General features: G+C 74.1%; 1 pseudogene. It reads left to right on the top strand.

The annotated features are described in order from the left end of the window. Window positions 1-749 precede the first annotated feature (749 nt). Window positions 750-1,816, top strand: a pseudogene (locus tag JGS39_RS39195) (asparagine synthase-related protein); the annotation flags it as partial.

Here is a 1,816-nt window from a genome sequence, read left to right as displayed (position 1 = left end):
AAGCGCTCCCGCTGGGGCCGTGCGCTCTGGCCCGGCCCCAGCGGGAGCGCTTGCATGGATGCTGCGTGGGTCGGCCCGCTGCACTGGACACAGCGGGCTGGGGGAACACCGTCGCCTCATTCCCCGCAGGCGGCGGACCGGTCCGGGGGGCGGACCACGCCTCCCGGACCTGGCGTGCAGCCGGTGCGGCACCCGCTGCCCATGCGGGCCCCAGGGCGACCGCCGAGCCCTTCCCTGGCCCTTCCCGAGTCCTTCCCGAGTCCTTCCCGGGACCGGACGGGTGTGTCGCAGGTCTTGCGGCAGTGCAGAGCCAACCGGTACGAATGGTGCATACGCGGCCATGATGTACAGGCTGAACGGTTCCGGCGCCTCCTGAAATTGGCCGGATGTCGCCGGTCGGACGGGGTTGGGCCGACGGATTCGCGGACATCCCGACCGTCCTCCCGGCGGGGTGCCGGCCGTGGCCGGATCCAGGCCGTTACGCCGGGGCGTGTGCGGGAACCCAACGCGCGGAATCCGCACCTCCGTTGCTTTCGGCGCCGACGCGCGCGGGCCGTTCACGGAACACCAGGTCCGGCGGCCGCTCTCCGGCCTTTGCCAGGGGCGCATGCGCTCACGACGTGCGCCGTCCGTAGCCACTCCTGCGCGCCGTTGTCGTGGCAGCATGTCCGCAACGGCGTCGCGCGTTACCGGAGTTCTCCCGATACTGCCCTGCTGCGCCCTTTTGTCCACAGCCTGTGGAGGCGGCGATGCGTTGGTTGGTGGGTTGGAGCAGTATCGCCGCGAGCTTCGGCACGGTCGGAGCGGTCGGCGGCAGTGACGAGGGGCGCACGATGCATCCCGTCGGATCCCAACTCCTCTGGGGGGACCCGGATCCGCTCTGGGCGGTGGGCGACTGGCGGCCCGACGAGATCCGCACCGTGCGGGTGGACACCGCCGAAGGCGCCCCCACCGCACGGCTCGCGGTCCTCGGCTGCTGCGGTGCCACGGACGAGCAACTGCGCGTCGGCCTGCTCGCCGCACGCGGCGGAGCGCTGCGCCACCTCACCGCCTGGACCGGCAGCTACACGGCAGTCGTCCAGATAGGCCGCCGGATCACCGTGGCCGGAGACCTTGCCGGAGCCCGCCCGGTCTTCTACACGCCCTGGGCCGGCGGCACCGCCTACGCCACCGCCGCGCTGCCCCTCGCCGACCTCATCGAGGCCCAGCTGGACATCGGCCACCTCGCCGCCCTGCTCGCCTGTCCCGAAACGCCGGAGGCACTGCGCGACGGCACTCCGTACGAGGGGGTCAAGCGCATCCCGCCCGGACACGCGCTCATCCTCCGCGAGGGCTCGCGGGAGATCACGGGGTACGAGGCCGTGGCCTCCCTCGCCGTGGCCGCGCCCGAACTCGACCCGGTGAGCGCCGTCGACGGGGTGCGCGACGCCCTCGTCGAAGCGGTGCGCGCCAGACTCCTGGCCCCGCGCCACGCCCCGGAGACCTTGCCGCCCGACCCCGGCCCCGTCCCCGGGATGGGCCCCGCCGAACGCCGCGCGGCCCGGGGCGCACCCGTCCCCGGAATCGGCTCGGACCTCTCCGGGGGCAGCGCGTCGGCGACGCTCGCCCTGCTCGCCGCCGGGCTGCCCGGCCTGCCCGGGACGATCCTCGGCCACGGCACGGGCGCGGGGGAGCGCCTGCTCGCCGTCACCTTCAACGACCTGACGACCCGCGGCCACGAGGACGAGCTCGAACGCGCCCGGGTCATCGCCACCAACCCGAGGCTGCACCACGTCGTGGTCGCGGCGGGCGAAGAGGCGCTGCCCTACGCCGACCT

The sequence above is a fragment of the Streptomyces poriferorum genome, assembly GCF_019399235.1.
Classification (GTDB): Bacteria; Actinomycetota; Actinomycetes; order Streptomycetales; family Streptomycetaceae; genus Streptomyces; species Streptomyces poriferorum.
This window is presented reverse-complemented; position numbering and strand designations above follow the sequence as displayed.